Source organism: Pseudoalteromonas simplex (genome assembly GCF_015278155.1).
In the GTDB taxonomy this organism is placed as follows: Bacteria; Pseudomonadota; Gammaproteobacteria; order Enterobacterales; family Alteromonadaceae; genus Pseudoalteromonas; species Pseudoalteromonas simplex.
Genome location: NZ_JADILN010000006.1, coordinates 27,936 through 54,336, shown reverse-complemented (window position 1 = coordinate 54,336; position 26,401 = coordinate 27,936). Strand labels below are relative to the sequence as shown.

25 protein-coding genes are annotated in these 26,401 nt (G+C 41.6%); 7 read left to right on the top strand and 18 right to left on the bottom strand.

Annotated elements, in window-relative coordinates; genetic code table 11:
• Window position 1 precedes the first annotated feature (1 nt).
• The 9 genes from IRQ78_RS13230 to IRQ78_RS13190 form a co-directional block, all read right to left on the bottom strand.
• Entirely contained in the window at window positions 2-784 is a 783-nt protein-coding gene (locus IRQ78_RS13230) for a TatD family hydrolase (protein ID WP_138599080.1), read from the bottom strand.
• A complete protein-coding gene (locus tag IRQ78_RS13225; RefSeq protein WP_054552340.1) occupies window positions 784-1,308 on the bottom strand; it encodes a hypothetical protein in 525 nt (174 codons plus the stop codon). Before IRQ78_RS13225 ends, IRQ78_RS13230 begins: the two co-directional genes overlap by 1 nt.
• 1 nt (window position 1,309) lies before the next feature.
• Entirely contained in the window at window positions 1,310-2,050 is a 741-nt protein-coding gene (gene tatC / locus IRQ78_RS13220) for a twin-arginine translocase subunit TatC (protein ID WP_063700986.1), read from the bottom strand.
• 50 nt (window positions 2,051-2,100) lie between these two features.
• Window positions 2,101-2,433 (bottom strand): Sec-independent protein translocase protein TatB, encoded by a 333-nt coding sequence (tatB, locus tag IRQ78_RS13215; RefSeq protein WP_054552342.1) that lies wholly within the window; start codon window positions 2,431-2,433, stop codon window positions 2,101-2,103.
• Between the two features lie 5 nt (window positions 2,434-2,438).
• Window positions 2,439-2,678 (bottom strand): Sec-independent protein translocase subunit TatA, encoded by a 240-nt coding sequence (gene tatA, locus IRQ78_RS13210; protein ID WP_054552343.1) that lies wholly within the window; start codon window positions 2,676-2,678, stop codon window positions 2,439-2,441.
• Window positions 2,679-2,755: 77 nt separating this feature from the next.
• A complete protein-coding gene (gene ubiB, locus IRQ78_RS13205) occupies window positions 2,756-4,357 on the bottom strand; it encodes a ubiquinone biosynthesis regulatory protein kinase UbiB (protein ID WP_054552344.1) in 1,602 nt (533 codons plus the stop codon).
• Between the two features lie 17 nt (window positions 4,358-4,374).
• The gene (locus IRQ78_RS13200) at window positions 4,375-4,980 is read right to left on the bottom strand and encodes a ubiquinone biosynthesis accessory factor UbiJ (protein WP_138599079.1); all 606 of its coding nucleotides are present in this window, start codon (window positions 4,978-4,980) and stop codon (window positions 4,375-4,377) included.
• A gap of 28 nt (window positions 4,981-5,008) precedes the next feature.
• The gene (gene ubiE, locus IRQ78_RS13195; RefSeq protein WP_054552346.1) at window positions 5,009-5,764 is read right to left on the bottom strand and encodes a bifunctional demethylmenaquinone methyltransferase/2-methoxy-6-polyprenyl-1,4-benzoquinol methylase UbiE; all 756 of its coding nucleotides are present in this window, start codon (window positions 5,762-5,764) and stop codon (window positions 5,009-5,011) included.
• Window positions 5,765-5,885: 121 nt separating this feature from the next.
• Window positions 5,886-6,872, bottom strand: a complete 987-nt coding sequence (locus tag IRQ78_RS13190; protein ID WP_054552347.1) for a GGDEF domain-containing protein — start codon at window positions 6,870-6,872, stop codon at window positions 5,886-5,888.
• Between the two features lie 359 nt (window positions 6,873-7,231).
• Here IRQ78_RS13190 and IRQ78_RS13185 point away from each other — a divergent pair, with 359 nt between their 5' ends.
• Entirely contained in the window at window positions 7,232-9,010 is a 1,779-nt protein-coding gene (locus tag IRQ78_RS13185) for a DUF885 domain-containing protein (protein ID WP_194442459.1), read from the top strand.
• 115 nt (window positions 9,011-9,125) lie between these two features.
• Window positions 9,126-10,610: an FMN-binding glutamate synthase family protein gene (locus tag IRQ78_RS13180; protein ID WP_194442458.1), complete on the top strand. Its 1,485-nt coding sequence runs from the start codon at window positions 9,126-9,128 to the stop codon at window positions 10,608-10,610.
• 56 nt (window positions 10,611-10,666) lie between these two features.
• Here the strand turns inward: IRQ78_RS13180 and mtnK are convergent, their stop codons facing one another.
• Window positions 10,667-11,884 carry an S-methyl-5-thioribose kinase gene (gene mtnK / locus IRQ78_RS13175; RefSeq protein WP_194442457.1) on the bottom strand — a complete coding sequence of 406 codons (1,218 nt, stop codon included), beginning with the start codon at window positions 11,882-11,884 and terminating at the stop codon, window positions 10,667-10,669.
• 145 nt (window positions 11,885-12,029) lie between these two features.
• On the opposite strand from mtnK, the gene mtnA reads away from it, so the two are divergent.
• Window positions 12,030-13,055 carry an S-methyl-5-thioribose-1-phosphate isomerase gene (gene mtnA / locus IRQ78_RS13170; protein WP_194442456.1) on the top strand — a complete coding sequence of 342 codons (1,026 nt, stop codon included), beginning with the start codon at window positions 12,030-12,032 and terminating at the stop codon, window positions 13,053-13,055.
• Window positions 13,056-13,059: 4 nt separating this feature from the next.
• On the opposite strand, the gene IRQ78_RS13165 is transcribed toward mtnA, so the two are convergent.
• From IRQ78_RS13165 to IRQ78_RS13145, 5 genes are all read right to left on the bottom strand, one after another.
• Window positions 13,060-15,222: a winged helix-turn-helix domain-containing protein gene (locus tag IRQ78_RS13165; protein WP_138599074.1), complete on the bottom strand. Its 2,163-nt coding sequence runs from the start codon at window positions 15,220-15,222 to the stop codon at window positions 13,060-13,062.
• A gap of 94 nt (window positions 15,223-15,316) precedes the next feature.
• Window positions 15,317-15,658, bottom strand: a complete 342-nt coding sequence (locus IRQ78_RS13160) for a gamma-glutamylcyclotransferase family protein (protein ID WP_194442455.1) — start codon at window positions 15,656-15,658, stop codon at window positions 15,317-15,319.
• A gap of 1 nt (window position 15,659) precedes the next feature.
• On the bottom strand, window positions 15,660-16,202 hold the full coding sequence (locus IRQ78_RS13155) for a 1,2-dihydroxy-3-keto-5-methylthiopentene dioxygenase (RefSeq protein WP_194442454.1): 543 nt from the start codon (window positions 16,200-16,202) through the stop codon (window positions 15,660-15,662).
• Window positions 16,199-16,885 (bottom strand): acireductone synthase, encoded by a 687-nt coding sequence (mtnC, locus tag IRQ78_RS13150; RefSeq protein WP_138599072.1) that lies wholly within the window; start codon window positions 16,883-16,885, stop codon window positions 16,199-16,201. The genes IRQ78_RS13155 and mtnC overlap by 4 nt, the downstream gene beginning before the upstream one ends.
• Window positions 16,882-17,511 carry a methylthioribulose 1-phosphate dehydratase gene (locus tag IRQ78_RS13145; protein WP_166341190.1) on the bottom strand — a complete coding sequence of 210 codons (630 nt, stop codon included), beginning with the start codon at window positions 17,509-17,511 and terminating at the stop codon, window positions 16,882-16,884. The genes mtnC and IRQ78_RS13145 overlap by 4 nt, the downstream gene beginning before the upstream one ends.
• 99 nt (window positions 17,512-17,610) lie before the next feature.
• On the opposite strand from IRQ78_RS13145, the gene IRQ78_RS13140 reads away from it, so the two are divergent.
• The 3 genes from IRQ78_RS13140 to IRQ78_RS13130 all read left to right on the top strand — a co-directional run bounded on the left by IRQ78_RS13140 (window position 17,611) and on the right by IRQ78_RS13130 (window position 20,995).
• Entirely contained in the window at window positions 17,611-18,753 is a 1,143-nt protein-coding gene (locus tag IRQ78_RS13140) for a methionine aminotransferase (RefSeq protein WP_194442453.1), read from the top strand.
• Entirely contained in the window at window positions 18,741-19,514 is a 774-nt protein-coding gene (locus tag IRQ78_RS13135; RefSeq protein WP_166341186.1) for an amidohydrolase, read from the top strand. Before IRQ78_RS13140 ends, IRQ78_RS13135 begins: the two co-directional genes overlap by 13 nt.
• Before the next feature lie 65 nt (window positions 19,515-19,579).
• Window positions 19,580-20,995: a mannose-1-phosphate guanylyltransferase/mannose-6-phosphate isomerase gene (locus IRQ78_RS13130; protein WP_194442452.1), complete on the top strand. Its 1,416-nt coding sequence runs from the start codon at window positions 19,580-19,582 to the stop codon at window positions 20,993-20,995.
• A 110-nt stretch (window positions 20,996-21,105) separates the two neighbouring features.
• Here IRQ78_RS13130 and IRQ78_RS13125 read toward each other — a convergent pair whose 3' ends face one another.
• Together IRQ78_RS13125 and IRQ78_RS13120 are read right to left on the bottom strand one after the other, a co-directional pair.
• The gene (locus IRQ78_RS13125) at window positions 21,106-22,137 is read right to left on the bottom strand and encodes a hypothetical protein (RefSeq protein WP_054563925.1); all 1,032 of its coding nucleotides are present in this window, start codon (window positions 22,135-22,137) and stop codon (window positions 21,106-21,108) included.
• Window positions 22,138-22,222: 85 nt separating this feature from the next.
• Entirely contained in the window at window positions 22,223-22,684 is a 462-nt protein-coding gene (locus tag IRQ78_RS13120) for an EVE domain-containing protein (protein WP_194442451.1), read from the bottom strand.
• A gap of 79 nt (window positions 22,685-22,763) precedes the next feature.
• Between IRQ78_RS13120 and tesB the strand changes: the two genes are divergently transcribed.
• A complete protein-coding gene (gene tesB / locus IRQ78_RS13115) occupies window positions 22,764-23,621 on the top strand; it encodes an acyl-CoA thioesterase II (RefSeq protein WP_054552365.1) in 858 nt (285 codons plus the stop codon).
• On the opposite strand, the gene plsB is transcribed toward tesB, so the two are convergent.
• Window positions 23,618-26,068, bottom strand: a complete 2,451-nt coding sequence (gene plsB, locus IRQ78_RS13110) for a glycerol-3-phosphate 1-O-acyltransferase PlsB (protein WP_058583715.1) — start codon at window positions 26,066-26,068, stop codon at window positions 23,618-23,620. The genes tesB and plsB overlap by 4 nt on opposite strands.
• Window positions 26,069-26,401: the final 333 nt, after the last annotated feature.

Here is a 26,401-nt window from a genome sequence, read left to right as displayed (position 1 = left end):
CTTAACCCTTTATGGAAAATAATTGCTGAAAGTTTAGTGTAGTTTGTTTTGCCACTTCAGTAAATTCTGAGCCTTTTAAATCAGCAATTTGCTGACATACATAAGGAAGGTTCTGAGGCTCATTACGGCGAGTTTTAGGTCTAGGCCTAATATTTCTCGGCATTAAAAAGGGCGCATCAGTCTCAATTAACAAGCGATTTAAAGGGATAGTTGGTACTAAGGCTTGTAGTTGTTCACCACGGCGTTCATCGCAGACCCAGCCCGTAACACCGATATAAAGCCCCATTGCTAGGTAACTTTGGAGTGCGTTTTCGTCACCCGTGAAGCAGTGTAGTACGCCTCGTACCTTGTAATCACTCAAGATTGCGAGCATATCTTCGCTGGCATCTCGCTCATGCAAATACACAGGCATATTTAGTTGCTCAGCAAGCTGTAACTGGCGTCTAAAAACGCTGCGCTGAACATCGCGAGGAGAAAAGTCACGATTGTAATCGAGGCCACACTCGCCAATTGCAACCACTTCAGGGTGTTGGCTGAGAGTTGTTAAGTGTGCTTCAAGCTGATCATCTGCAGTTTTTGCATCATGAGGGTGGACCCCAGCTGTGCAAAATTGCTTAAACTGTTTGGCGAGTTTAAGAGAGGCTTGGCTACTTTGCAGATCGCAGCCAATAAGAAGCATCTGTGTTACATTTGCCTCTGCGGCACGTTGTAACACAGCTTGATGAATATCATCAAATTGATGATTGCTTAAATTGACGCCAGCATCAACTAGCGAATAGTTCATTAGTCAGTACGCTTAACACGAATTGAACGGTTTTGCCCTTCGATTCTTAACAAGAATGAATTGAAAACGCCTCGTTCAATTATGACTTTGTCGCTCACCTCTAGCTTCATTCTATCTGAGCCTACTTGGCGCCACTGTTGACCGTTTTCTAGTTCTATAATCAGCTCCCCGTAAGGCGCTTTTCTAACGCTCTTAACCACTGCGGTTATTTCGTCATCATTTTTTTTTGCAACTTCTTTGTGTTCTAAACCAAAGTCTTCATTTTTTGTTTTTAGAGCTTGTTCACTTGTTGCGGCTGCTGCGGCAACAGGAGCTGCTGAGCTAGTTACAGGTTGCTCAATTTGTTTTTTTGTAGCCGGTTTTGAAAGTGATTTACCTGCCATTACGTTGTCGTAACAAAGTAAGCGGTTAAAATCATTTTCAACAAAAGTACAGGCTTGCAATGCTTGTAAGTTAACTTCGTCTGCCTGTGCAGTACCAGCAATAGTTAAAAGAGCAACGAAGGGAATGAGTTGTTTTTTCATTTTATTCCTCGGATTCCTGTTGAGGTTTGGCGGTATAGAATGCAGCCAAAATTAAACCTAATTCAAATAATAACAGCATGGGTAATGCTAGTAATGTTTGTGACAGTACATCAGGAGGTGTTAAGAACATGGCAACCACGAATACACCTACCACGATATAAGGTCGTTTTTCTTTTAAACTTTTCGTTGTTGTTGCGCCACTCCAGCATAACAGCATGATGGCAACAGGTATTTCAAACGCAATACCAAAAGCAAAAAACAGTTTTAAAGCAAAACTTAAATAACTACTAATATCAGGTGCTAATGTCATCATATCAGGGCCAGTATTAGTAAAAAACCCTAAAATAATAGGTAGCACCACAAAGTAGCAAAATGCGATACCACTATAAAATAGCAAGATACTTGAGGCCAAAATTGGCATTAGCATGCGCTTTTCATGTTGATACAAACCTGGTGCTATAAAGCTCCAAACTTGATGCAGTATCATGGGAATAGCAGCAAATAACGCCACAAATAAGGTGAGTTTAAACGGTGCAAAAAAAGGTGCTGTTACATCCGTTGCGATCATGGTGGCAGTGCTTGGCAAGTTTGCAATCAGTGGAGCTGCAACAAAGCTATAAATATCGTTGGCAAAATACACCAAGCTGATAAATATTAGCAAAATGCTTAACAAAGCTTTCATGAGTCGGTTTCGTAACTCAATCAAGTGGCCAACAAAGCCTGTGTGAGCTTGCTCGGTCATAATTTACTATTCATCATCATTGTTATTGACCACAAAAGCAGAGATTAAATTCACTTTTTTTCGTCATTATTGTTAGTTTCTGCTTTTTCTGGTGTGTCTTTTTTATAACTGTGGGTAACTGACTGAGCAGCCTTTTGAAGTTCGTTTACAGAATCTTGCAGATCTGGTGTGAGCTCTTGCAAGTTTTGCTGTTCTGCTTTTTTTAAGTTCTCGTGAAGCTCATGGATACGGAGTTCTTCGTTCACTTCAGCTTTCACTGAATTGGCGACTGACTTTAATGTTTTTACCCAGCGGCTAACTGTACGAATTGCCACAGGCAAGCGCTCAGGGCCTAACACAATCAGACCTACGATAAGTACGACAACAAGTTCCCACATCCCCATGTTGATTAAGCCTTATGGTCGTCTTTGCTTTTCTCTACGGTTTCTTTGCTTTGCGTGTTAGAAGCTTGCTCTATTTGCTCGCTTTTGGAATTAGTTTGGTCATCATCAGACACGGCTTTTTTAAAGCCTTTTACTGCGCTACCTAAATCACCGCCAATGCCACGAAGTTTCTTTGTGCCAAATAACAACACGATGATTGCTAAAATAATGATTAATTGCCAAATACTGATACCACCAAAACCCATGGGTTACTCCGTTTTTATCAAATTTATTGAATAGACTTGCCTTGATTATACCCACCAAAACATAAATAGCACTTAGTTTATGCGCTTCGCCATGCTGCAATAAAGCCTGCTATAGCAAAGCCTGCGGTAATTACACTGGCGACTAAGTCATGCTGTAAATAACATAAGCCTGAAACTATTAAACAGCTACCAGCAAAGATACTAAGTAACAAAGGCTTAGCAGATTGCGGCGCTGGCAATTGTACAGGTTGTTGTTGACGCTTTAAGTTTTGATAAATTAAATCAGGTAATTCAGGCATTTTTTCTGCCCAAAATGGCAAGTTCGCATACATTTTTTTCATTACTGCAAGCGGACCAACTTGTTCTTTGACCCAATCTTCTAGAAAAGGTTTAGCGGTTTTCCATAAATCAAGCTGCGGATACAGTTGTCTGCCAAGGCCTTCAACATACAACAGCGTCTTTTGTAGTAACACTAATTGCGGTTGAACTTGCATATTAAAGCGACGAGCCGTATTAAACAGGTTAACTAGCACGTGGCCAAAAGAGATTTCGGCCAGTGGTTTGTTGAAAATTGGTTCACACACAGTACGAATGGCAAATTCAAACTCTTCAATGCTGGTATCGGCGGGTACCCAGCCAGAATCAACATGCAGTTGCGCTACTTGGCGGTAATCACGGTTGAAAAAGGCAATAAAGTTCTCTGCTAAATAGCGTTTATCTTCACGATTAAGGGTGCCCACAATGCCGCAATCAATGCCGATATATTTTGGGTTATGAGGGTTTTCACGTGAAACGAAGATATTACCCGGATGCATATCAGCGTGGAAGAAACTGTCGCGGAATACTTGTGTGAAAAATACTTCGACTCCACGCTCAGCTAGTAGCTGCATATTGGTATTTTGTGCCAGTAATGCGTCGGTATCTGATACCGGAATACCATAAATGCGCTCCATTACTAATACGTTACTGCGGCTGTAGTCACTATAAACAAAGGGAATGTAGAGCGAATCTGAGTCTTCGAAGTTACGGCGTAGCTGAATCGCATTCGCCCCTTCACGCATTAAGTCGAGCTCATCGAGCAAGGTTTTTTTGTACTCGTTTACTACCTCTATAGGGCGTAAACGTTTGGCTTCTTTTAATAACTTAGCCACTAAGCGTGCGACTTTTTGCATTAGCATTAAGTCGGCATCAATTTGCTCTTTAATGTTAGGGCGAATGACCTTAATCACCACATCTTGTGGTGCGCCATGCTCATCTATTAAGGTTGCCGTGTGAACTTGTGCAATCGAGGCTGATGCCAAAGGTGTTTGCGAAAAATCACTAAATAATTCACTAATATCATTAATACCGAGCGCCTTTTCGATCAGTTGCTGGGCAAGCTCACCTTCAAAAGGTTCAACCTGATCTTGTAGCAGTGCAAGCTCTAATGCGACATCATGCGGCAGTAAATCACGGCGTGTAGAAAGCATTTGACCAAACTTGATCCACACCGGGCCGAGCTCTTGCAATGCAAGTCTTAAGCGCATACCTGCAGGTTTATCTTTATGTTGGTTACGTAACCAAAATAAGCTGCCACGGGCGAGTTTGGCAAACCAAGGCACTCGTTTACGTGGTATTAATTCGTCTAAGCCATAGCTCAGTAGGGTTTTAGTGATGTAATAAAGACGAGCAGACGACACACAAGTTCCTTAGCGCATTAGCGTGACTGTAACAGCGCGTTAATTCGCATCTCTAATTGAGATACTTGGCTTTTTAATTGGCGATTTTGCTGTTTAAATTCAGCAAGTTCAAGAGGATTTATGGTCACTGCTAACTCATCTTGGCAAAGCGTTGTTAAGGTATTTTCTAACTTGCTTCTCGTTTGTGAACCACGACGTTTTAAAGCTTGAATAGAGAGCCACAACTGTTGTGCTGGGGCATCGCCAATGTATCGAGAAAAATGTTCTGGCCAATCAATATCAAGCTCAGCAAACGCATTGCTAAAGCCTTGCGCAAGATTTAAATCGCCTTGTAAGTCGAGCTTGTCTTGGCGAATGAGTTGCGTGAGCATTGATGGATCTTTAAGCGCTAACAAGGTGTTGATATCGGCGCTGATCATGCAGTCAAAACTGCGTTCTTGCGTACTGTATAAGTGAATTTGCTCGTCGCTGTAAACGCACAAAATTGACTGTTGCCAATCACGTATCTCAATCAACAGCTGTTTATCAGCAATTGCTGCAAGCTTACCCTTTAAATGAGGGTCTAACTGCAGCAGTTGATTAATGATTCGTTCGACGAGTGATAACAGAGCGTTTGCTAACATCGCGTTACCTACTTAATTTACAGAGTTTTTAGTATTTAAAACCACGGTGAAGGGCAACAATACCGCCAGTAAGGTTTTGATAACTGGTTTGTTCAAAACCCGCATCTTCCATCATGCCTTTTAATGTTTCTTGATCTGGATGCATACGGATAGACTCAGCAAGGTATTGATAAGACTCGCTGTCATTCGCAACCAGCTCACCCATCTTAGGTAAGATATTAAATGAGTAGAAATCGTAAGCTTTGCTCAGTATTTCTTGTTCTGGTTTTGAGAACTCAAGCACAAGTAAACGACCGCCAGGCTTAAGAATACGATACATTGAGCGTAGAGCTTTATCTTTATCGGTCACGTTACGAAGACCAAAGGCAATCGTAATTAAGTCGAAGCTGTTGTCAGGAAATGGCAATGCTTCGGCATTCATTTGTACATATTCAATATTGCCAACACGACCAAGATTACGCAGTTTCTCGCGGCCAACTTTCAGCATTGAAGAGTTGATATCGCCTAAGATAACTTGGCCTGTTTCACCCACTAACTGACTAAATTTAGCGGTCAAATCGCCTGTACCGCCTGCAAGGTCTAATACATAGTGACCTTTACGAACACCAGAACTTGCAATAGTTTGGCGTTTCCATAAACGATGAATACCGAACGACATTAGATCATTCATTACGTCATACTTTGCAGCGACTGAGTGGAATACATCTGCAACCATTGATGCTTTGTCGTTTTCAGCAACGGTTTTATAGCCAAAATGCGTGGTCTTTTCTTGATTCTCGTTCATGATTAATCTCTATCGTGGCAATAAAGACTAGTGTACTTGATTGTAGCTGTGGGGTGCAATTTGATTATAACTAAATCATCAGATTAGCATTGCTTTTCATGATTTAGCACAGGTTTAAACTTTACTGGCCGGCAATAAAACTACTTTGCCCAAGCGACTTGGCTTTCGCAGCTGCTAAAGAGGCTTTACGGGCTAAGCTGTTAAAGTCGCCATCGCCTTCATGTTTAGCGATACCTAGGGCTAAGGTAATAGCGGGGAGTTTGGTGCCATTTTTTGAGCTGACAAAGCGCAGCTTTTCGACACCATTTCGTACTTTTTCGGCTATTAAGTTGGCAGTTTCAGGCTCAATATCAGCAAGTAAGATGGTAAATTCATCTTTACTTGTGCGCCCAGGTAAGCCGCTTTCTTGTACGTATTTTTGCACCTGTTTGGCGACTTTATTTAAAATTACTTCACCAATCACATCACCATAGTTTTCAATAAAATGGTTTAAGTTCTCAATGTGAATAGAGATAGCACAAACCGCTTTATTTTGGCCGACCCAAAGTTGAGTTTGTTGATTTAAATAATGGCGTTTGTATAAGCCGGTTTGTTGGTCGGTAATGTGTTGTTTGCGTAATTGAGTGAGTTGTTTTTGGGTTTTTTCTTGTAGTGATTTGGCTTTTGCTATTTCTTGCTTAAATTGACGGTGCTGATTGAGCAGGACTTCAGATTGCTTACTGAGCATTTTTAATGCATGACGGGTTTGCTCAATATTGTTTTCATCAATTGAATGAACACATTCTGTGACTTGATCAGCAAAGCGCACAATATTTTGCTCGTTATTGTTAGCATTTCGCGAAAGGGTGTTTATTACTGAGTCAACGTTGCGAACAATGGCGGTTTTCATTTTATGCCCTTGCTCTATAAAATCGAAATAAAGCTGTTCTACATAGACACAATCGATGGTTTTTCTTTGTGCGATGGCACGGTCAATAGCGGCGTTAAGTTTAGGATTAGACTGGCTGACGTAGGTGTAAACAACTTGGTAGTTAAGTGGTGACGGCGGTAATGCATGATGTTCTAAAAAGATACATACCTTTGTCATTTTTTCTTGAGCAATAGCCATGGGATCATGGAACATCATTTTTCAATACCACTAAATACGCATATCAACCAATTAATCATCTCTTCCGTAAGGTATAGCTGCTTCCAAGCATAAATACTGAGTCTACAGTAATCTGTAATCAGCCTATTTAAAAGCAAAATCGCTTACTTTGGAACTTAAATTTGTTTCGTTTGTGTCTATTAGCTGATTTTCTCAACAACTTTAACAAGTGTAATTAAAAATTGCTTAAACCTTGCTCATTCTTATTTATACACCGTTGTTAATTTGAGCGTATTTAACCTGAGCTTGGTCGCATTTGTTTGGGTTTTAGCCAGTGCTGCGCTACTTTAGCGATACTGATTAAAACTAAAAAGAATGCTATGAAACAAACACTGTCGCGAACTTTAAATCGTTCTGTTATTGCGGTTGCTTTAGCGTGTACTTTAAGCGCTTGCCAAGTAACAAATATTGATGCTGATCAGCAATTTACTCAAGTAGCCGAAAATATTGTTAATTACCGCCAAAGCATCAGCCCGTATGGTAAAGATAATGGCGTTGATGGTTATTTATTAGAAAATCTATCGGCTGAATTTTTAGAACAAAAATACCAAAAGAATACAGAGTTACTTGCCGAGCTAGACGCTATCGACCGTGATAAGTTATCGGAAGAAAATCGCATTAACCTGACTATTTTACGCGGCCAAGTGCAAAATAGTGTCGATGAATATGTGTTTAATGCGCACTATATGCCGCTGACATCTGAATATGGGTTCCATTCTAGCTTGTCATTTATGATCTCCAGCTCAGATTACACAAAACCACAAGATTACCAGCTATATCTTGCTAAATTACAGCAAATTCCTCGCTATTTTTCGCAAAATATCGGCTGGATGCGAAAGGGGCTTGAAGTGGGCCTAACCCAGCCAAAGGCTGTTTTAGAAGGTTATCAAGACTCAATCACGGCTTATATTGTTGATGATGCTACTAAGTCTGAATTCTACAAACCATTTTTAAATAATACGGCAGGCCTAAGTGATAGCGAGTTTGCAGCGCTACAAAAGCAAGCGCAAACCATTATCACAGAACAAGTTATTCCGGCATATCAAGGTTACTTAACTTTCTTTAATAATGAATATCAACCGGGTGCACGTACAGATATTGGTATTTCAAGTACGCCGAATGGCAAAGCGTTTTACGAAAATCGCGCTAAGTACTACACCACCACAGATATGACGCCAAAAGAAATCCATGAGCTGGGTTTACAAGAAGTCGCGCGTATTCGCGCAGAAATGGAAAAAATTATCGAGAAAGTAGGCTTTGAAGGCTCGTTTGCTGATTTTGTGCACTTTTTACGTACTGATCCGCAATTTTACGCAAAAACACCAAAAGATTTGCTAAAAGAAGCGTCTTACATTGCCAAGAAAATGGATGCGCAGTTACCTAAGTTATTCCACACCTTGCCAAGAATGCCGTACGGTGTTGCGCCAGTGCCAGAGAGCATTGCACCTAAATATACAACGGGTCGTTACTCAGGCTCTCGCCGTGATGACCAAGCAGGTTATTACTGGGTTAATACCTATGCGCTAGATAAGCGCCCGTTGTATGTTCTTGAAGCATTAACTTTACACGAAGCTGTACCAGGGCATCATTTACAAATCTCGCTAAATGCTGAACTTGAGTCATTACCAAGTTATCGCCGTAATGCATATTTGTCGGCATTTGGTGAAGGTTGGGGCTTATATTCGGAGTTTTTAGGTATCGAAGCGGGCTTTTATCAAGACCCATACAGTGACTTTGGTCGTTTGACTTATGAGATGTGGCGAGCGGCGCGTTTAGTGGTTGATACCGGTATGCATATGTATGGCTGGAGCCGTGATCGTGCAATGAAGTTTATGAGCGAAAACACCGCGCTTTCATTACACAACGTGAAGACTGAAACTGACCGTTATATCTCATGGCCTGCACAAGCGTTGTCATACAAAATTGGTGAGCTAACTATTAAACGTCTACGCCACGAAGCTGAGCAAGCACTTGGTGCAGATTTCGATATTCGCGAATTCCACCATCAAATATTGCGTCATGGCTCAGTGCCAATGTCAGTGCTTGAAGAGCAAATTCAACTTTATATTAAAGCTGAATTAGCAAAACGAGCAGCATAGCTGTATAGCAGTATAAAAGAAGAGGCGTGATTTACATCACGCCTTTTTTGTTTATTGCACGTAATATAAACACCTTATATGCTTTGAAGGATGTCATTTCACAAAGGGGCCTTGGATGAGTGATTTTATAATTTTTAGTATCGATGTATTTGCCAGCTTGTTTATTTTTGCACTCGGTATAGGTTTGCTGGTGATTGTGTGCTTTTACATTAGTGATGTGACGCAATCTAAACAGGCGATTCGCCGTAACTACCCGGTGATTGGCCGCTTTCGTTATTTCTTTGAGCGCCAAGGTGAATTCTTCCGACAATACTTTTTTGCTATGGATAGGGAAGAACTACCATTTAACCGAGCTGAGCGAAGCTGGGTGTATCGTGCTGCGAAAAATGTTGACCGTACTACGGCCTTTGGTTCAACCCAAAGCCTTGAAGCAACGGGCACTGTGATGTTTATGAACTGTGCGTTTCCGACTTTAGATGAAGATGCACTTGATCCAAGCGAAGTCACGTTAGGGCCTTATTGCCAAGCTCCTTATACAACAAACTCGTTATTTAATATTTCAGGTATGAGCTTTGGCGCATTATCTAAGCCCGCTGTTCGCGCATTATCGCGAGGGGCAAAATTAGCCGGCTGTTGGATGAATACCGGCGAAGGAGGGCTCAGCCCTTACCACCTTGAAGGTGGCGCCGATATTGTGTTTCAGATTGGCACGGCAAAATATGGTGTACGAGATGAGCACGGTAAATTAAGCCCCGAAAAACTCAAAGCGATTGCTGAGCACGAACAAGTTAAAATGTTCGAAATTAAAATGAGTCAAGGTGCTAAACCCGGTAAAGGGGGTATGTTACCAGGGCGCAAAGTGACTGCTGAAATTGCAAAAATTCGGGGTATTCCTGAAGGGCATGACTCGATTAGTCCAAATGGTCACCCAGAGATTAAATGCCCAGCAGATTTACTCGATATGATTGAAACGGTACGCAGTACCACAGGTAAACCAACCGGTTTTAAAGCGGTTATTGGTGAATACACTTGGCTCGAAACCTTGTTTAGTGAAATAAATAACCGTGGTATTGAATCTGCCCCTGATTTTATCACTATTGATAGTGCCGACGGTGGAACGGGCGCCGCCCCTCAACCCTTGATGGATTCAGTTGGTTTACCGCTACGAGAGAGCCTGCCTTTGGTTGTTGACTTGCTAAAAAAACATGGTCTCAGAGAACGAGTGAAAGTGATTGCATCGGGTAAGCTAATCGTACCGTCAAAAGTGGCTTGGGCACTCGCGCTGGGTGCTGATTTTATTGTGTCGGCGCGTGGTCATATGTTTTCGCTAGGTTGTATTCAGGCTCTACAATGTAATAAAGATACCTGCCCGACCGGTATTACGACTCATAATGAACGCTTACAGCGGGGCCTAGATGTGACCGATAAGGCACAACGTGTCGCCAATTATAATAAGTTTATTCATTATGGTGCAGGGCTGATTGCTCATTCATGTGGTGTATCAAGTGCCCGCGAGTTAGCTCGCCAGCATGTGCGAGTGGTACAAGAAAATGGTTTATCAGAGCCGCTCGATAAAATGTATGAGCACTACAATAAATAATCTAGTTGAGTTGAATAATTAAAAGGCGCATTGAGCGCCTTTTTACTTTTTGACTATCAGTTTAATAAACTGATTAACAACGAAAAGAACTCGTCTTTATTGTTACAGCTTGTGGCATTGAGCATCAGTTGCTCGCCGAGTACGAGCGTTTGCTGTTGTACTGCTAAACGAGCTTGTGCATCTTCAATACCGTCTATATCTGCAACATGGGCTAAACCAATAGTACGGCGAATAAGTTCAGCGCCACAGTAGCCAATCGCATCACGCAATACGTGTTGTAAGTAATCTTCGCTAAAGGCGCGGTTTGCAAAGCTAATATCAGTTGCTTCGCTGCTTGCTAGGTTTAACCAATGTTGTTCAAATTGGCTATAACAGTCTTGTAAGCAGGTTAATAGATGGGTTTGATACTGTCGGCGTTTTGCTTGTTCGGCAATACGGGCGTTTTGGGCACAGTAATTTAGTAGCAAGTTACCCATAAATGAGCCGATATCGAAACCAACAGGGCCAAAAAAGCCGAACTCTGGGTCGATCATTTTAGTGGTTTTGCTATCAACAAAAATGCTGCCACTGTGCATATCGCCATGCAATAAAGTTTGCGGGCACGATAAAAATTTCGCTTTTAATTTAGCTGCGGCTAGTTTTAAAGCATCATTATTACGAATACTTTCGACGTGCTCAGTAAGCTCTGCAGGGAAATTATTGCGCTCATGCTCAATGTACGGATCAGTAAAGAATAAGTCTTCTGTGATCTTACATAAATCAGGGTTAATAAATTGACTGACTTTGGCTTTTTTATCTTCAGCAGATAAGTAAAAATCCGAGTTATAAAAGCCTATACGGCTTAAGTAGAGCGCAACATGACTTGCCAATAAGGGAAATTGCTCTGCGTTGATTTGTGCGCCACGTAAAATTTGTAACTCACCTAAATCTTCTAACACGGTTAATGCCAGCTCGACATTGTGATGTAATATCGCCACGGTATGCTCTGGGCATAACTTACCATGATTAATCAATACTTCGGCTTCGATTCTGGCGCGGTCTAACGATAATGGCCATGACTCACCTACGCAGCGGGCATAAGGGAGTGCTTGCTTTAGAATTACACTGTTGTTGTGCTGATCAGCAACCCGAAAAACTAAGTTTAAGTTTCCATCTCCAAACTCGTATGCAGTCAGTGCTGCATCAGCAGGGAAGACTGAAATTAGTTCACTTTTAACAAGTTCTTTAATGTAATCAACAGCATGCTCTGCATTAAAGGCAGTGTATTTAGCCATGGCTCTATCTCGTAATACAATTAACTTTGAGCATTCTATACCTGTAACCGTTTAGATGTCCATACATCTAGCTTGTTAGTTATCAAAACTGATGTAAAATAACTATTCACATAAATTAGTTATTCATTAGTTATTCGGATTCAGTATGCAAGATCTCATCGCCAGCAGTATTAAATATCAGCAAGGTACGCTAACCGTGCTTGATCAGTATTTGTTGCCACATCAACAGCATTGGCATGTATGTAACGATGTTGAAACGATGAAAGATTTGATTCTGACTTTGAAAATCCGGGGAGCGCCTTTAATCGGCTTAGGTGCTAGCTTGTTGGTTGCACACCTAGCCGAGCAGGGCATGAGTCAATCAGCACTTGCGGTTGCTATAGATGAACTAGAAGCAACACGCCCAACCGCCGTTAACCTTATGCACTGCATGGCCAAGTTACGCGTAGCGCTTGTAGAGACTGATTATGTTGCAGCTGTTGTCTCTACTGCTGAGCAGTTATTTAAAGAAGATATTGCCCTTTGCGATAGCATGGCAGAACGTGGTGCTGCCTTGGTTGATAAAGGTGATAACATTTTAACGCACTGTAATACCGGTGCGTTAGCGACTGCGGGTGTCGGTACTGCATTAGGGGTTATTCATAAAGCGCAGCAACGCCACGGTGATATTCATGTTTGGGTTGATGAAACGAGACCGCTACTGCAAGGTGGTCGTTTAACGGCTTTTGAGCTTGAGCGCTGGCAAATTCCTTATACCTTGATTTGCGATAACATGGCGGCGAGTTTAATGGCTGCGGGCAAAGTTGATAAAATCTTTGTTGGTGCTGACCGTATTGCTGCAAACGGTGACTTTGCTAATAAGGTAGGTACATATAACCTTGCTGTGTTAGCGCATTTCCATAACATTCCATTTTATGTCGTTGCGCCACTTACGACACTTGATACACAAACGGCGTGTGGTGCGAATATCGAAATTGAGCAACGCAGCCCTAATGAAGTGCGCGGTGTTAGTGGCAGTTTTGGCGAAGCAATATGGGCACCAGCTAACGCGAAGGTTTATAACCCGGCATTTGATGTTACACCGGCTAGCCTAGTCACAGGCTGGGTGCTCGATAGCGGCGTTTATAACCAATCCGATATCGAGCAAGGTATTCTAAAGCAATTAAAATAGAAAATTACTCAGCACTTTTTTTAGTGTAGAGCTCAATGCTATTTTGACTATTTGCGGTTAGTAACGAAATCGCCAGCTTGTCATTACTCGCATTGATATGCGTTATATAGTGTAAGGGCCGCATTTTCATTGCTAGATCAACATTTTGTATGTTTGCCAAGTCAATACTATAAATTTCATTATTTGTGGCAATATATAAGCTGTGATGGTTGCTTGTCATAGTGATAATTGAAGGCTTTAGCTCTATTAGTTTGTCAGGAGTTATCAGCTCACTATAAGTATTGCTGTCACTATCTAAAAGCAAATATTTTCCGTATTTAGAATGGACGATTAGCTGATTATCATCATACCAAGCAATTGCCAATGGGGTGTCGATGGTGCTTTTGACAACCTGATCGCTGTTGGTGTGCAAAATCATTAGTTGGTTTTGCTGGTTACTAAGCTCGGTAAAGATTACTGCAATTTTATTACCTCTGACTGCTGCTAGTTTGCTGTTTCCTGGTAGTGTCCAGTGTTTAACTTCTGAAAAGTCATTGGCATTTAATAAGCTTAGCTTTTGATTGCTTTTATTAAAACTCACCAGCTGACTGCTGTCGTTATTTGCAGAAATAATGGTGGTATCTTCACCAATTTTGTCGGTTATATCTATATATTGGTTGTTTTTTCTGAGCCAGTGCTGTCGTTTATAGTATTCAAGATCAGCGAAGTAGACATCATTATTAGTTAGGGCGACCAAATCACCTTCATGCTTATTAGCTGTGGCAATATAGCTCATTTGTTTTGATTTTATGTCAAATATAGCCGCATCACTGTCGTGTAAATCAGTGCTGATCAGTACACTTTGTTTATTAAGAGGGTAAGCGTAATTTGCTCGTTTTACTGGGGCTTTAATGGCTTGTCCCCGACTCATGGTATCAAATGAAAATGATTCAATAGTTAATTTACCGCGGTTATACCAAACAAGCGAGTTAGTTTGTTTATCATAAGTTGCAGCCCAAGCTCGGTATTCGTTGGTGGTTAAAAGTTTGAGTGAGCTACCGTCTAAATTCGCTATATAAATTTCTGCTTGGCCAACATTGTGGCGTTCAAAAATAACACGGTTGGGGTTTTTAAGTGTTGTTAAAATATAATCGCCAGTGCCAGTAATATTAGGTGATGTAATGCGAATTTCTTCACCGGTCTTTAAGTCTTGCGCATACAGAGCAGATAGGTGAGTTAAGCCACGGTAATTATTACGTCTTGTAATTGCCGTATTACCAATTTCAATGTACTGATCTGGTGTGATATTTAATATAGATTGATTTGTAACTGGCTTTAGTAATACTTCATTTGATAGCAAATTGCTTGCTTGCCAAGCACTACAATCATTGAAGTCACTGTTTTCACATGAACTATAAAATAGCCGCTCGCCATCTTCAGACCAGCCCTGTAAAAAGACAGCGCCAGATGTAATTGAGTACTCTTTTTTTGTCGTTAAGTCGACAACATAAATATGCTGATTGTCATTTTGCAGCACATAGGCAAGCTGCGTTTTGTCGTGATTTAGCAATAATTGATAGTGAGTGCCCTTATGCCATGAAATCGTTTCGGCTTGCAGGTCTAAAAATGGCGCTTCGTTTTGTGCTTCATCATTTACTTTAGGTTGCTGTAAGAACAACCAAATAGCCGCAATCAATAAACCAAGCGCTAAGGCCGCAAAAGACCATGGCCAGCGTGAAGAATGCGCTTTTTGCACGTTAAGGGGAGTTGTATTAACTGGAGTTTCAGCTTCTTTATGTTCTGTGTTTTTATCTTCTGTTATTTGTGGGTCTGAAATGGGGGTGGGCTCAAGAGGCTTAACTTTAATAAATAGGCTATAACCTTTGCGGTAATGGGTTTTAATAGTTTGCCCGGGCTGCTTTTCTGATTTGAGAGTTTTTCTTAGTTCAGAGATGGCACGGTTAATAGCATTGTCATCAACAAAACTTTGTTGCCAAATATTCTCAACCAGCTCTTGGCGAGTGATAATGCGATCATTATGCTCAATAAAGAAACACAGCAATTTAAACAATAAAGGTTCTAGTTCACGCTTATGAGTGCCATCGCTGATGGTTTGCTGCTGAGTGTTAAATTGCCACTCACCCACATAAATAACGGTATCGCGTAAGGGTGAAAATGCCGACCCCATGTTTAGTCCTTTAACTAAAAAATATTAATTTTGATAGGGAAGATAATAACAGCTTTTGTTCTTGATTTGGGTCTTTTTGTTTTATATTTGTAAATTAAAGGCTGTTTTTTGCAACATATAGCCAAGCTTGGTTGTTACATTGGAATGTTTCTGCGATTCGTTGATAATCATCTACTTCGTAAGCATCAGCCTGATTGAGCTCACGTTTAGTGATTAAATAAATAGTGCCATTAACAATATCACTTTGTTTGCCTGTTTTGATTAACGCCGGGTGAAAACGTTGACCATTACTTTTAAGCACGGCTTCGTCGGTGATCTCGACTTCACCAATGACATACCCAGTTAGCGTAGCAGGTTGACCTTCGAGCAAACGCCCAAAGGTATCAAGCTGAACCTGCGGGTACTGTAAGGTACCGTACGAGAATAGCTTTTCCATGTTAATCCAGCAGCGGGAAGTTGGTAGCAATAGTTGACTCAGTGCTTTTAGCGACCCAACCTTCGGTATTATTGAATAAGCGAATTGCTGTGAATTCAGGGTCGCTGCCCATATCAAACCAATGTGGTGTGAGTTCTGGTACTGAAATTAGGTCGCCTTGTTGGCAAAGCACTTGATACACTTTGTCGCCTAAGTGTAAGCAGAATAAACCTTGGCCTTTCACAAAAAAACGAACTTCATCTTCGCTATGTGTATGTTCAAATAAGAACTTACTGCGTAGTTCGCTGGCATTTGGACTTCCCTTAGCAAGCGAAATAACGTCCACTGTTTGATAACCCCCTTCAGCCTTAAGGCGCTCTATATCGTTAGCATAGGCAGTTAAAATAGCGTCATGGCTGGTATCTTGGTCAATCTGTGCTGTTGCTTGCCATTGCTCAAAGCGAACGCCAACCGCATTCAGCTCACTGGCAATCGCGCTTAAGTCTTCACTATGAAACAGTATGTTGTTTGCGTTGTTATCATTAAAAATAGTTAATTGGCTCATGCTAAAAGCTCCGCACTAAATGCTGTGAAATCGTTAATGTATGGGTGAGCGTCGCTTACTGCTTGTCCATCGCGAACAAGGTGTAAAGTGCCAAGGCCTGCAGCTTTGGCAGCATCAAGCTCTGCCACCACATCGCTTAAAAACAATACTTCGGCAGCGTCAAATGGCAGCTCGGCAATAATATTTTCATAAGAGCTCTGCTGTTGTTTTGCGCCAACTTTAGTGTCGAAGTAATCACTAAATAAAGGTCTAACATCACCATAATCAGAAAACTCAAAAATCAGGTGCTGGGCTTTTACTGAGCCTGATGAGTAGACATATAAACTTTTACCAGCATGTTTTTGGGCTTGTAAAAAGTCATAAGCGTCAGGGTAAAGGTGGCCAGTAAAATCACCACTTTCGTAGCCCGTTTGCCAAATTAAGCCTTGCAACTGCTTGAGTGGGGTAATTTTTTGATCAGTTTCAATCCAATGAATTAAATGACTAATAACCGTGTCGATATCGGCTTCGGGTTGTTCAATGTGTGCTTTAACGGCCTCAATTTGGGCTGCAACTTCTGGGTCTGTTTGATGTGATTTTACAAACTCAGGTAATTGCCCTGCCGCGTAAGGAAATAATACGTCTTTAACAAATGAGATGCGGGTAATAGTGCCTTCAATATCAGTTAAAATTGCTTTGATCATGGCTGAACTCCAGCTTGAATACCTTCTAGTTTTAGGCGCTCAAGCTCACAGCTAAATAGAAACTCTAACCCTTCTAAATGACGAAGTACTTCTTTGATATCTCGACCAACGACATATAAACCATGGCCACGAATTAATACGGCATGCTCAATAGGGGTGTGAAGGTGATGATCACTGACTAGTAAGCTTAAACGGTCAATGTCTTGGTCATTATCAAAAATGGGAATAGTTAAGGTATCTAAGTGCGATTTGATACCGCTTAAAGATTTTTGCATTTCGTAGCCATGCAAATTGATAGCGTGGCCTTTGATCACACGAGATAACACGGTTGCCGCAACAGAATGAGTGTGCAAAACAAATTTAGCTGACGGGATAAGCTTATACATATTCAAATGTAGCTCAGTTTCAGCTGATGGATTACCAGAGCCTTTAGTGCGATTACCTTCATGGTCAAATTCAATAAACGCATGAGTGCCGAGTTGACCTTTATCGAAACCACTTGCTGTGACGACATAACCGCTTGCAGTGCGGGCTGAAAAGTTACCACCAGTAGCAGGGACCCAGCCACGTTGGCTTACCCATTTACCAGCTTCAATTAGTTCTGAAATAGCGGTATTGTTATGCATATATTCCTCGACATTCTAAAAGTTATTTAGACGGCTATACATCTGTTTTAAGCAATGATAGCATCGCTTCGGGCGCAAAACCATCTTTAAGGAACCTCTGTGTTTGAAAGTAAATTGCCGAATTTAGGCACCAGTATTTTTAGTCAAATGACCGCTCTAGCAAATAAGCACCAAGCGCTTAATTTATCTCAGGGTTTTCCTGAATTTGATGCACCAGAATTACTAAAAAAACAGCTCAATCATTATGTACTTGAGGGAGCAAATCAATATGCGCCTTCAAGTGGGGTTGCAAAGCTACAACAGCAAATAGCAGCTTTGATTGCTAGAAAATACCATAACAACATAAATTACGAGCAACAAATTACCGTCACCTCAGGGGCAACAGAGGCATTATTCGTAGCAATTCAAGCACTTGTCAAAGAGGGTGACGAAGTGGTGGTGTTTGACCCCGCTTATGACTCTTACCAGCCGGCAATTGAACTTGCAGGCGGTCGTTCAGTTCACGTTGCTTTGCATGCGCCAGACTACAAAATCGATTGGCAAGCCGTAGCCGATGTCATCACAGACAAAACACGTGTCATCATCATCAACACGCCACATAACCCAAGCGGTAAAATTTTTAAAGCAGAAGATATAAATGCCCTTAAAGCGCTTGTTACTAAGCATGATTTATATGTAATTAGTGATGAAGTGTATGAGCACATTACCTTTGATGGTGCTTTGCATTTAAGTGCGCTGACTGACCCTGAGTTATTTGCACGCAGTTTTGTGATCTCAAGCTTTGGTAAAACCTTTCACAGCACCGGCTGGAAGATGGGTTATTGTGTTGCACCCGCTCAGCTGATGGTGGAGTTTCGTAAAATTCACCAATATGTGACCTTTTCAAGTTTTACGCCTGCCCAGCATGCATTAGCCGATATGCTTGAGTTAGAGCCTGAGCATGTTGATGAGCTAAGTTGTTTTTATCAACAAAAACGCGACTTGCTCAGCGAAGCACTAGCGCAAAGCCGTTTTAAAATATTACCAAGTGAAGGTACCTACTTTTTACTACTCGATTACAGTGATGTGTCTGATCTTGATGATGTTGAGTTTTGCCATTGGTTGGTCGAGCAAGCGGGGGTTGCAGCTGTACCACTCAGTGTGTTTTATAATAGTGCAAGCAGCGATAAAGTGATTCGTTTATGTTTTGCTAAAAATGATGACACATTAAAATGTGCCGCGGAGATTTTATGCCAACTTTAACCTTAGCTTTAGTGCAGTCATCACTGCATTGGCTTGATAAAAGCGCTAACCTTGCGCACTTTACTGAGCAGCTTAACAGTTTAAACGAGCAAGTTGATTTAATTGTCTTGCCAGAAACATTTGCCACTGGTTTTGCGATTAATCTAGATTGCAGCGAACCAGAACAAGGCGAGGTACTTAGCTGGTTAAAAGCCACAGCTAAGCAAAAAAATGCTGTGGTTGCAGGCTCTGTTTTAGTTGCAAAAGGCGACAAAAAGGCTAATCGCTTTTATTGGGTTTGGCCAAATGGCGAAGTGAAGTATTACGACAAACGCCATTTATTCTGTTTAGGTAACGAAGGCAATTTCGTCGCAGCAGGCGAGCATCGCGAGATATTCGCTATCAATGATTTTCGCATTTTGCCGCAAGTGTGTTACGACTTACGCTTTCCTGTATTTCAGCGTAATTGCAACGACTACGATGTGATGATCAACGTAGCTAATTGGCCGGCGGCACGTCGCCATGTCTGGGATACCCTGCTAAAAGCACGCGCAATGGAAAACCTGTGTTATGTCGTGGGTGTCAATCGCATTGGTGCTGATGGTAATAATGTTGCCCACAGTGGTGGTACTGCCGTTTATGATTTTAAAGGTGACACCTTGGCTAAGCTCGAAGATGGCCAATCGGGTATCATTATTCAGCGCTTAGAAAAATCACCGCTTGATGACTTTCGAAGAGCGTTTCCTGCTCACTTAGATGCTGATCAATTTCAGTTACTGTAATTGCTCGAAGCCGCATACTCAAAAATTTGTTAAACTCATGGTTGGATTATTTACTTTAAGCAATCATGAGTCGCAAAATCACCCCCGTTATTCTTGCTGGTGGCATAGGTTCTCGTTTATGGCCTTTGTCGCGTAAAGCGATGCCTAAGCAGTTTTTGTCTTTGCTTAGCGAAAAATCACTGTTACAGAGCACGCTTTTACGAGTGGCTGACTCACGATTTAATGCGCCAATTCTAGTGTGCAATGAAGAGCATCGCTTTATCGCTAAAGCGCAAATTGCAGAAATCACAGATAGCTATACTTTATTGCTTGAACCTGAAGGTAAAAATACCGCCCCCGCGATTGCCCTAGCCGCTGAATTTGCACTGCAAAATGGTCTAACTGATCCCTTGTTGGTGATGCCTGCTGATCATCATATCAGTAATTTTGATAAACTTATTGCCTGCTTAGATAATGCGATAGCGCTTTGTCAGCAACAACAATTAGTAACCTTTGCCATTACTCCCACTGAGCCACATACCGGCTATGGTTATATTCGCCAAGGTGAACAGTTAGCTCATAAAGGCTGTTTTAAGGTGGCTGACTTCAAAGAAAAACCAGCTCTGCAATTAGCCGAAAAATACCTTGCCAGTGGTGAGTATGGCTGGAATAGCGGCATGTTTTTATTTTTGCCAGATGTGTACTTGAGTGAGCTTAATCGTTTTGCGCCAAAGATTGCTGACAGTGTCGCAAAAGCGGCTAGCTTCACCGCAGATTTAGGGTTTCAACGGCCTGTTGCGGGTGCGCTCACAGCATGCCCAAGTGATTCTATTGATTATGCTATTTTGGAGCGTAGCGCTAACGTTGCTGTTATACCTGTTGACTTAAATTGGAGCGATGTTGGCAGCTTTTCTGCATTATCGAAAATCGCAGAAAAAGACCATCATGGCAACTATTTAGCCTCACAAGGGGTGAGTTTAGATAGCGAAAATAATCTACTGATCAGCGAGGCTGATCACACTATTGCGGCGCTCGGCGTGAGTAATCAAGCAATTATACATACTCATGATGCCACCTTAGTGGCAGACAAAAGTGCGCTCGATAAGCTCCCTGATTTACTTAAACAGCTTGCTGTTGTTGATAGCGATAAACTAACCCACCATCAAGCCGTATTCAGACCTTGGGGCAACTATCGAACTTTAATTGAAAGCACTGGCTTTAAAGTAAAGAAAATAATCGTAAACAGCGGCGCAAAGCTCTCAACTCAACGCCATCAGCACCGTGCAGAACATTGGGTCGTCGTATTTGGAGTGGCAAGCGTGCGAGTAGGTGATGATGAATTTGAATTATCCGCCGACCAATCTTGTTACATCGCGGCTAAGCAGCTACACAGCCTTGCTAATCAACAATACACGCCACTAATCGTTATCGAAGTACAAACCGGAGCGATACTTGATGAAACTGACATCGAGCGATTTGATGATAGGTATGGGAGGGGATAGCTGGAAGCTTTAAGCTTATCGAAAAGGAGGCTTTTTAACAGAGCTTATTTGATTCATAAGTTGGATTTTTGCCGCTTACTGCTAATGCTTCTAAACTTACAGCTGCTGTATCACTTCAACTGTTTTAGTTTATGGTCTATCACAGGATCATCGGGTGAGAGTTGCTGAGCCACTTCTAAGACCTTAATTGCATCGTTTGGGTGCTCATCTTGATGTTTGATTGCAACATCAATCAGCGGTTGCACATCAATCGCATCTTTTTGCTCTTGCATGTGCTCGGCTTTTTCTTCAGCTAAAATTGTATGCGCGGTGCTTAGTAAGGCTAAACGATGTGGCGAACTCTTGTTTGCCTTATTTAGGCGACGATAATAGTCTTCTTTAAAGCGTAGCGTTTTGGTTTGCTGGCGGAATTGGGCGATATCAACTTGCTGGTGGCTTATAAAATCAACAGCAACATCTTTATAAAAGCCAAACTTATTTAAATATGTTGCATGAACACTATGGCCCATACCAAACACGCGTAAGTGGGTGAGTTGTGGGTAACGTTTAGCATGAGCTCGGTCGATACGATTAGTTGGGTCGTAAATAATATAACCCTTTGCATGGCCTAAATCTAAATCGTGGTAGTCACCGTTCCAATCGAATTTTTGCGCGATGTCAGTGCTTGAACGGTCATCCCATGGTGCTTTTTCTTTGTTTTTTGTGCTAACAGGGTGAAAGAGTAAAACTTTATCAAGCTTTAATAGATTGGCAAAGGCGCCAACGGCAAAGCCTCCTCGGCTCAAACCATAACCTAACCGCTCTTTGAATCCGCCAATCAGTGGTGCTAGCTGCTCAATGAAAAACAACAGATTGCGGTGCCTAAACCAGTTGCTAATGCCTAAATGTTGAAAGGCGATAATATTCACATCTTGCTTTTTCGCGAGCTTATAAGCCCAAGGCGAAAAATCATCATTAATATCATGTTCTTGATAATTTGTTCCAGCAGGAGAGAAGGTAATTAGCAGGGGCTTATTGGCATCAATGATATGGTATTTTACATAAACATCGCCGAGCAAATCACCGCCAGTCATAGGTACAAGGCTTTGTTGCTCATCGCGTGGGAGGTTGGTCCATTCCTCTAACCAATACAGTAATTTCATACATCCCCCTTAGTACCTCTAAAATAAAGGGGCGAAATTATAGCAAAAATAGCAGCTCATTAAAAATGGCCGCTACTTTATATGCTTAGCCCTCGCTCATTGCGATGATCTGTTGCCAGTCATGTTCAGTTACAGGCATTACTGACAAACGGCCGCCTTTTTTAAGAGCGATTTCGGTAATTGACTCATTGGCTTTAATCGCCTGCAGGCTAACTAGCTTTTTAAGGTGTGCTTGATATTGCACATCGACCACAAACCAGCGCGGGTTATCAGCAGTTGCTTTAGCATCGTAGTAATCGCTATTTAAATCAAACTGTGTTGGGTCGGCATAAGCTTCGCGAGTCACCGTAGCGATACCTGCAACACCCACCTGTTTACAACTTGAATGATAAATCATTACCAAGTCACCGTGCTTGATACCATCGCGAAGAAAGTTGCGGGCTTGATAATTACGCACGCCATCCCACATAGAGGTTTGCTCAGGTGCGTTTTTTAGATCATCAATTGAAAATGCATCGGGTTCGGTTTTAAAAAGCCAATAAGCCATAATGAGGTGCTCTTACAAAGATTTACTTCCAATTAGTCTATAGTATCATTAAACGCTTGTCGGGATTGAGGATAAATAAATGAGCCAAGTATTAGATGACCTACTGTCATTAATGTCGTTAGAAGAGATTGAGCAAGGCTTGTATCGCGGGCAAAGCCAAGATTTAGGATTTAGAGCTGTATTCGGTGGCCAAGTAATGGGCCAAGCTCTATCTGCCGCAAAAGAAACATTACCACAAGGGCGTATTGTTCACTCTTTACACTCTTACTTTTTGCGCCCTGGTGATGCTGCAAAGCCGATTGTCTATGATGTAGAAAATATCCGTGATGGTAAAAGTTTTAGTACTCGCCGTGTAAAAGCAATTCAATATGGTAAGCCGATTTTTTACATGACCGCTTCTTTCCAAGGTGAAGAAGAGGGCTTATCACATCAAGCGCAGATGCCTGATGTACCACAGCCTGAAGAATTAAAGTCATCGCTTGAATTTTACCAAGCAAATGCAGAGCTTATTCCTGAACCAATTCGAAATAAGTTCATCCGTGAAGTGCCAATTGAAATGCGTCCTGTGACCTTTCATAACCCATTCAAACCACAAGTGATGGAGCCAGTTAAGCATATTTGGTTTAAAGCTAATGGTGAGATGCCTGACGATCAGCGCATTCATAATTACTTACTTGCGTACGCATCTGACTTTGAATTTTTACCAACTGCATTACAGCCGCACGGCGTATCGTTTATGCAGCCGAATATGCAGGTTGCGACGATTGACCATGCGATGTGGTTTCACCGCCCGTTTAGACTAGACGATTGGATTTTATATTCGATTGATAGCCCAAGTGCGAGCTCTGGTCGTGGTTTGGTGCGAGGTCAGTTCTTTGACCGTCAAGGCAATTTAGTTGCCTCAACGATCCAAGAAGGGGTCATGCGTCAGCGTTAATCTTTTGTGTGCTGAGCTTGGCTTTGCACTATATCGTCAATTGACTGCCAGACCCGTGCTGGCAGCAATGCTTTAAGGTATAAATACACCTCACACAGTTCATTGCTACCCGTTAAGCCTTGCTCTGTTTCGGTAATTAGCTTTTGCTCTCGCAAGCTTGAAATAAAACCAATAAGTACTTTTTTGTCGAAGAACTCAGGGGTTTTAATGCCGTGCAAGGTACCTAAGCGCTCAGCTAACACTTGGCTTTCGTGTTCAAGTTCTTCACGCTCAATACCACTGCTAGTTTGAATAAAGCCAACCACGATAGCGTAGCGTTGTAGTGTTAAACTTAGGGCACGACCGAGCATTTCGAGTTTCGCTAAGCAGTCGTTGCTGTTAGTGATCTTGATATTATCGCCATCAATTTCAATCAGGTCTTGATCAACGAAGCTTGCAAGTACGCGAGTAATGTAGTTTTCATCTAGCTCGTGTAAGAACCACTCTTTGGCAAACAGTGGGTAAAAACGTGCAATTAAGGCTTGGCAATCAGCCATGGTAGTTTGATGTGCTTTGAATAAATGCAGCGCCAATAAGCTCGGTACTGCAAATAAGTGCAACACGTTATTACGGTAGTAGTTGAACAGTGTTTTTTCTTTATCGTTAATTGCGATAATTTCGCCAAACTCGTCACTGATCACATCAAACTTATTAAGTTTAAGTGCATGCTCTAATAGCTGCTCGGCGCTTTCGTCTGGCGTGGTCACCTTTTCGCTGTAGCTTGCGCTACGTTGTAAATGTAAATAAAACTCAAGCTGAGCAATCAGCTTAGGTTTACTTAGCGCGTGTTTATCATTTACCAGTAATATCATCGCAAGTAGATTCACTGCATTGAGTGCAGCGGCGCTATTAATATTAACCATTACCTTATCAGCGAGGTTAGCGACTTGTGGTCCAAGCCATTGTGGTTTCTGAACATCAGTTGGGTGAATCGACTCTCGCCAATCAGGTTGTTGATCATTGAGATATTGGTTTATCGATATAGGGTCGCCAAAGTTTAAATAACCACGACCATAGTTTTTAAGGTTTTTAATTGCCTTAAAGATACCTAATACCGACTCACCTTTTTTATCGTTACCGGCAAGCTCTTTTAAGTAAGTATTAATTTCCATTACGTGCTCATAACCAATGTATACAGGCACAATTGAAATAGGGCGGTCTATGCCACGTAACATGGCTTGTAATGTCATGGCGAGCATACCTGTTTTTGGCGGTAATAAGCGACCAGTACGGCTACGACCACCTTCAGTGTAAAACTTTACTGAATAGCCTTTGATAAATAACTGGCTCAGGTACTCTTTAAATACTGACGAATACAATTTATTGCCCGCGAATGATCGGCGAATAAAGAAAGCACCACTGCGACGGAAAATTCCCCCTGCCGGGAAGAAATTTAAGTTGATACCGGCAGCGATATGCGGCGGAACTAAGCCTAAGTGGTAAATAGAATAGGTCAGCAATAAGTAATCCATATGCGAACGGTGACATGGCATATAGATAATCTCGTGGCCTTTATCTGTAAGCTCATGTACCTGTTCAGAAAACTTAATATCAATCCCGTTATAAAGCTTATTCCACAGCCACGTTAAAATACGGTCTGCAACACGAATGGTGGCATCGCTATAATTGGCGGCAATCTCATCAAGTAGCTTTAGCGCATTTTGGCGAGCTTGCTCTTGGCTGATGTTTTTTTCTTTCGCTTCTATTTGAATTGCTTTTTTTATTGTTGGTGAGGCAAGTAGCGAATTAAATAGCTGCTCACGTGATGGCATTTTCGGGCCTGTCGCTGCCAATTTTTGGCGACGAAAGTGCACGCGGGCTACTCGTAAAAGCTTATGTGGTAGTTCATCAACCTCTGCTTTTTCATTGACCAATAAAGATAAATCTAGTGGCTGACTAAAGCGAATAAAGTTATCGCGCCCAGAAAATAGCAACACAAAGAACTTACGAAACCAGCTGGGTGTTAATGAATGAGACACCAAAGTACCTAAACCTGGCTTTTCTTTACCCGGATTTCGGCCCCATAAAATCGTCACCGGGATCACTTGGACGTTTTTCTCACCTGATTGCATCAGGTGGTCAATAATTTGTTTGCCTTGCTGCAGGGCATTGCTTGGTTTGCTTTTATTACCAAATAGCGGTGGTGGGTTTTGAATACCGATAAAGCGATCAAGTTCTGCATTACCTAATAACTGCTCTTCGGTCGGATTAGGTAAGCCGTATTTTTTACATACCCGCGCCAGTGCTGCTAAATCAGAGCGTGCATTTAGCCTAACAATGTAGAAAGTAGGGTTGGCTGGGTTTAGATTGTATTGTTCAATCGGATTTTCTGGCAGCACCTTACTTTTTACAAACAAGCGGTTCATACCGGCAGAAATGAAATTTAAACAACGATTAATGATACGCATCAACTCACCAAAGTTATTAGTAGATATTAAATAGACCGAGTGTGGTCAAAAATAAGCGGCATAGAATAACAATTATTAACTGGACTGACCATTTAAAAGCGATTTTCTAGCCTCTTTACTCGCACAAGTATAATTTAAAGACGCTAATGTTATTGATAAAGTTCGAAAATTAAACAAAATTTAATTTAGACCTTTGAGATTTTCAAAATAGTTGTTGCATTTATCACCAATCTATCTATAATACGCAGGCTTTCAAAATTCCCTCGGGAACTTGGAAGGAAAGATTAAGCTTGGATTTCAAGCTAATAAACAGGAATTCCGATTTGGAATTCA

Excerpts from the sequence above, each read along its gene's own strand:
- IRQ78_RS13145 (WP_166341190.1), bottom strand. The coding sequence starts at position 17,511 with ATGCATAACAATACCGCTATTTCAGAACTAATTGAAGCTGGTAAATGG.
- IRQ78_RS13120 (WP_194442451.1), bottom strand. The coding sequence starts at position 22,684 with ATGGCTTATTGGCTTTTTAAAACCGAACCCGATGCATTTTCAATTGAT.
- IRQ78_RS13160 (WP_194442455.1), bottom strand. The coding sequence starts at position 15,658 with ATGGAAAAGCTATTCTCGTACGGTACCTTACAGTACCCGCAGGTTCAG.
- IRQ78_RS13230 (WP_138599080.1), bottom strand. The coding sequence starts at position 784 with ATGAACTATTCGCTAGTTGATGCTGGCGTCAATTTAAGCAATCATCAA.
- mtnA (WP_194442456.1), top strand. The coding sequence starts at position 12,030 with ATGCAAGATCTCATCGCCAGCAGTATTAAATATCAGCAAGGTACGCTA.
- IRQ78_RS13125 (WP_054563925.1), bottom strand. The coding sequence starts at position 22,137 with ATGAAATTACTGTATTGGTTAGAGGAATGGACCAACCTCCCACGCGAT.
- IRQ78_RS13165 (WP_138599074.1), bottom strand. The coding sequence starts at position 15,222 with ATGGGGTCGGCATTTTCACCCTTACGCGATACCGTTATTTATGTGGGT.
- IRQ78_RS13200 (WP_138599079.1), bottom strand. The coding sequence starts at position 4,980 with ATGTTAGCAAACGCTCTGTTATCACTCGTCGAACGAATCATTAATCAA.
- IRQ78_RS13130 (WP_194442452.1), top strand. The coding sequence starts at position 19,580 with ATGAGTCGCAAAATCACCCCCGTTATTCTTGCTGGTGGCATAGGTTCT.
- IRQ78_RS13190 (WP_054552347.1), bottom strand. The coding sequence starts at position 6,872 with ATGGCTATTGCTCAAGAAAAAATGACAAAGGTATGTATCTTTTTAGAA.
- IRQ78_RS13225 (WP_054552340.1), bottom strand. The coding sequence starts at position 1,308 with ATGAAAAAACAACTCATTCCCTTCGTTGCTCTTTTAACTATTGCTGGT.
- tatA (WP_054552343.1), bottom strand. The coding sequence starts at position 2,678 with ATGGGTTTTGGTGGTATCAGTATTTGGCAATTAATCATTATTTTAGCA.
- mtnC (WP_138599072.1), bottom strand. The coding sequence starts at position 16,885 with ATGATCAAAGCAATTTTAACTGATATTGAAGGCACTATTACCCGCATC.
- mtnK (WP_194442457.1), bottom strand. The coding sequence starts at position 11,884 with ATGGCTAAATACACTGCCTTTAATGCAGAGCATGCTGTTGATTACATT.
- tatB (WP_054552342.1), bottom strand. The coding sequence starts at position 2,433 with ATGGGGATGTGGGAACTTGTTGTCGTACTTATCGTAGGTCTGATTGTG.
- tesB (WP_054552365.1), top strand. The coding sequence starts at position 22,764 with ATGAGCCAAGTATTAGATGACCTACTGTCATTAATGTCGTTAGAAGAG.
- IRQ78_RS13155 (WP_194442454.1), bottom strand. The coding sequence starts at position 16,202 with ATGAGCCAATTAACTATTTTTAATGATAACAACGCAAACAACATACTG.
- IRQ78_RS13135 (WP_166341186.1), top strand. The coding sequence starts at position 18,741 with ATGCCAACTTTAACCTTAGCTTTAGTGCAGTCATCACTGCATTGGCTT.
- ubiE (WP_054552346.1), bottom strand. The coding sequence starts at position 5,764 with ATGAACGAGAATCAAGAAAAGACCACGCATTTTGGCTATAAAACCGTT.
- plsB (WP_058583715.1), bottom strand. The coding sequence starts at position 26,068 with ATGCGTATCATTAATCGTTGTTTAAATTTCATTTCTGCCGGTATGAAC.
- tatC (WP_063700986.1), bottom strand. The coding sequence starts at position 2,050 with ATGACCGAGCAAGCTCACACAGGCTTTGTTGGCCACTTGATTGAGTTA.
- IRQ78_RS13185 (WP_194442459.1), top strand. The coding sequence starts at position 7,232 with ATGAAACAAACACTGTCGCGAACTTTAAATCGTTCTGTTATTGCGGTT.
- IRQ78_RS13180 (WP_194442458.1), top strand. The coding sequence starts at position 9,126 with ATGAGTGATTTTATAATTTTTAGTATCGATGTATTTGCCAGCTTGTTT.